Source organism: Fictibacillus sp. Mic-4 (assembly GCF_049843615.1).
Taxonomy (GTDB): domain Bacteria; phylum Bacillota; class Bacilli; order Bacillales; family Fictibacillaceae; genus Fictibacillus_A; species Fictibacillus_A gelatini.
Genome location: NZ_JBBHZM010000080.1, coordinates 1 through 4,230 on the forward strand (window position 1 = coordinate 1; position 4,230 = coordinate 4,230).

Below are 4,230 nucleotides of genomic sequence, written 5' to 3' on the forward strand. Positions count from 1 at the left end.
CTTTCCAAAAAAATAGTTTAACGTTGTAAATCCGCATTTTCCTGACGGAACCCCGGAAATAGTCTTAATGGTTCTTGTTCAATTTTTGCAACCGGGATAAAATAGGAACATACAATCTAATTTCTTTCTCTACTTCTTGTAACGGACTTGCCCGACTACCAAACTGGGGAGGGGAATGGTATGACAGTATTTGAAGCATTGTCTTTGATGATTAGCTTTTCAGTACTAGTGGTCACCATTATTCGCTCCAACAATAAGGAATAATAGGGGCAATTTCATCCAGACATACTACAAAACGCCATGCGCAAGCATGGCCTTTTTTTGTACGAACAGCACTTCCAGTGATAAAGTGCTGAATTAATGAAACTCCGGGATAATGATGGTAAATTCTGTTCCCTTCCCGAGTTCACTTTGAATGTGAATTCGCCCTTTCATCGATTCGATAATCCGGAAGGTAACCATTAACCCGAGCCCGGTTCCTTTTTCTTTCGTTGAGTAAAACGGGGAGCCGGCACGATAAATTTCTTCTTTTGTCATTCCTGAACCTGTATCGCAAATCGTTAACACCGCTTTTGAGTTCCTTTTATTCACAGTAAGGTGAACATCCCCTTTTTCTTTAATCGATTCAACCCCGTTTTTAATCATATTGATAAGCGCCTGTTGAAAACGATCAGGGTTTCCTTCCACCATCACATCTTGAACAACCGTCAAGTACAAATTCACATTGTGAAGAGTGGCAAAGGGACGCAAAATATTAATTGATTTCTCGACTTGTTGCTTTAATGATAAAATTTCTTTCCTTTCCTCTTGTGGCCTGGCGAGAGACAAATAGTCATTAATAATGCTGCCCGCTCGATCCAATTCTTCCATCGCAAGGTTCATAAATTCCTTATCATTTGCTGGTAAATATTCATTTTCTGAGATCAATTGAATAAAGCCTCTTGTAGTCGTTAATGGGTTTCTTATTTCGTGGGCAACGGAAGCTGCTAATTCGCTTACTACCTGTGTCTTTTCACTTTGTTGAATGCGCTCTCTCATGATTTCCGTATTTCGAATGCTCTCAATCGTATAAACGGCAAAAAACATGGTGAAATATTGAATCAAGAACAAAATAACGAAAAAAGGTAAAATCGTATAAAAGGAGTCCTGGAAAACGGTAACAGATGCCGTTTTCAAAATTGACGACACAATCACAAGGAAGCCAGCGATCATTATTTTTTCACGGACTCGCATCGTGTGATAATAATTCACCAGTCTAAACGAAATTAAAATGACCAATAAATCGATACTTAAAATGATCGCTAAATCATGTCCACCAAGAGTAACACGATAAATGAAGTAAATTGCCGCAACGAGCCATCCGCTGCTTGCAGTCCCATATAAAATGCCGATGATGACAGGAAGCATGCGAAAATCGAAGACAAAACCGTCCTTCACCATAATTGGAAGCGACATGCATAAAATGACAAGCAAACTGCAAAGAATACCGATCGAAAATGTCCGATTTTGCGTATGTTCGATACACCGTGTTTTTCTTGTATATACATGCTGGTAGACAAATATCGGTGTGGCTACCATTAGAACTTGTAATAATGTATCCTTAATTAGTTGTATGGTCATAGATCTTACCAGCCTTATCAATTTCTTATATGTATCATTGTAAATCAAAAAACCCTGCAGGAGAAATACTTCTGCAGGGTTTGGGGAAATTATTTTACTACTACAATTTGATCGTCATGAACATCGACTTTTAATTCGTGAACATTTTCTTCATCAAGCAATCGATCTGCGATTTGGTCTTCCACTTTTTCCTGAATGACACGGCGCAATGGTCGTGCACCAAAAGCTGGATGGTAGCCAAGTTCAGCGATTTTCTTTTTCGCTTCATCCGTAAATGTTACTGTGATATCTTGTTCTTTAAGATTTTCATTAAGTTCTTCCAGCATTAAATCTACAATTGCAAGAAGATGCTCTTCTTTAAGAGATTGGAATTGGACAATGCTGTCAAAACGGTTTAAGAATTCCGGTTTGAAGAACATTTTAAGCGAATCTAAGATGTTCGTTTCTTTTTCTTTTTCCGTCTGGTTAAATCCAAGCGGTTTCGTTTGTTTCATACCGGAACCTGCATTAGATGTCATGATGATGACTGTATCCTTAAAGCTTACCGTACGTCCCTGGCTATCGGTTAGACGGCCGTCTTCAAGAATTTGCAAGAACATATGCTGGACGTCAGGGTGCGCTTTTTCAATTTCGTCCAATAAAATGATGCTGTATGGCTTGCGGCGCACTTGTTCGGTTAATTGTCCGGCTTCTTCAAAACCAACGTAGCCTGGAGGTGAACCGATCAGTTTAGACACCGCATGTTTTTCCATATATTCGCTCATGTCAAGACGTATCATTGCGTCCTTATCACCGAATAATTCTTCGGCAAGAGCTTTCGTCAACTCCGTTTTACCGACGCCGGTTGGTCCAACGAATAAGAATGATCCAATTGGACGGTCTTTTTTCTTTAGACCTGCACGGCTGCGGCGAATCGCTTTTGCCACTTTTTCGACCGCTTCATCCTGCCCGATCACTCTGCTTGATAAATGTTTTGCTAAATTTTTCATTTTTGATTGTTCATCGATTTGAAGTTTGCGGACAGGGATGCCTGTTTTTTCTTCAACGATTTTTTGAATGTCGCTTGCAGTGACAACCGCCTTGTTGGCTTCACTTTTCTCTTTTAATTTTTCCTCGAGCTGCAATTCTTCCTGGCGAAGTTTCGCTGCAAGCTCATAGTTTTCTTCCATTGCCGCTTTTTCTTTTTCACCGACAATTTCTTCTAAACGTTCTTCAATTGCGCCTTTTTCTTCATTGACGTGAAGAAGGTTGAGCTTGGATCCCGCTTCATCCATTAAGTCAATCGCTTTATCAGGCAAAAAGCGGTCCTGGATATAGCGGTGAGATAACGTAACGCACGCTTTTAATGCATCTTCTGAGAATTTTACTTCATGGAAGTCTTCATATTTTGCTGCAAGCCCTTTAAGAATTTCGAGCGTTTTTTCCGGCGTTGGCTCATTGACGATAATTGGTTGGAAACGACGTTCAAGAGCAGCGTCTTTTTCAATTTGACGGTATTCTTTTAAAGTCGTTGCCCCAATGACTTGAAGCTCGCCGCGGGCTAACGCCGGTTTTAAAATGTTGCCTGCATCCATTGAACCTTCCGCAGAACCCGCACCTACTAATTGATGGATTTCATCAATAAATAGAATGACGTTTTTGCGGTTTTGAAGTTCGCTGATCAATTGTTTCATCCGCTCTTCAAATTGGCCGCGAATGCCTGTATTGGCAACAAGTGATGCGACATCTAAAAGATAAACTTCTTTTTTCATAAGCTTCGCCGGCACGCTGCCTTCTGCAATTTTCAAGGCTAGTCCTTCGGCAATCGCCGTTTTACCGACACCCGGTTCACCAATTAAAACAGGGTTGTTTTTATTGCGGCGGTTTAAAATCTCAATAACACGGTTAATTTCATCTTCACGGCCGATGACCGGATCAATCAAACCTGATTTCGCTGCATCGCTTAAATTTCGGCCGAATTGGTCTATGAAGCCGCCTCCGCCACGATGCTTCGTTTGTGTTTGGGTTTTTGCTTGAGATGAGTGGAAACCAGCATTCATTGAGTTTCCCATCATTTGTTTAAAGAAATCATCAAAGGATGAAAATTGATTAAAACCATCCGGTATTTTCATTGATTGTTTCACTTTATTGTAGCAATCTGAGCATAATGTCATTTCTTTTCTTTCATTATTAATCACGATGTTCATGTGAATTGTAGCAGGATTTACTTTACATTGTTCACAACGCATAAGTACTCCTCCTCTTTCTATCTGAAAATAAAAGGCCAAAAGTTTATAGTCGTTTTTGACTTTGACTTTCTTTGACCTTCTGACTACATTATACTTTGACCTTTTTTGACTTTCAAGTGTTTTGCCTTAATTTTTTTTGGAAATAGTGCACAGCTGCTTAATTGTGATTACTATTACTATTTCCGTTTAATCGATCTCTCTAAACATAGATAAGAAATTGTTTTGTTTCTTTTCTAGTAGCGAAGCCCTCCGTTAAATGCATTTCACATCGGATTTTTTAGGAAGAATGTCTTTAATCAAGACTTTATTGAAGAAAATTAATGTCCGCGACATGAAATTTGTCCTTGAGAATTCCGTCTCTTGAAAAAATAGGCCTCGCTCT

At 39.6% G+C, this 4,230-nt stretch carries 3 protein-coding genes; 1 reads left to right on the plus strand and 2 read right to left on the minus strand.

What is annotated here, in order from left to right; translation table 11 throughout:
* Positions 1-180 precede the first annotated feature (180 nt).
* Entirely contained in the window at positions 181-264 is an 84-nt protein-coding gene (locus tag WD019_RS21415; RefSeq protein ID WP_407636418.1) for a putative holin-like toxin, read from the plus strand.
* Positions 265-357: 93 nt separating this feature from the next.
* On the opposite strand, the gene WD019_RS21420 is transcribed toward WD019_RS21415, so the two are convergent.
* Both WD019_RS21420 and WD019_RS21425 read right to left on the minus strand, forming a co-directional pair.
* A complete protein-coding gene (locus tag WD019_RS21420; protein ID WP_051291611.1) occupies positions 358-1,620 on the minus strand; it encodes an ATP-binding protein in 1,263 nt (420 codons plus the stop codon).
* 89 nt (positions 1,621-1,709) lie between these two features.
* On the minus strand, positions 1,710-3,848 hold the full coding sequence (locus WD019_RS21425; protein ID WP_425712778.1) for an AAA family ATPase: 2,139 nt from the start codon (positions 3,846-3,848) through the stop codon (positions 1,710-1,712).
* Between the last annotated feature and the right edge of the window lie 382 nt (positions 3,849-4,230).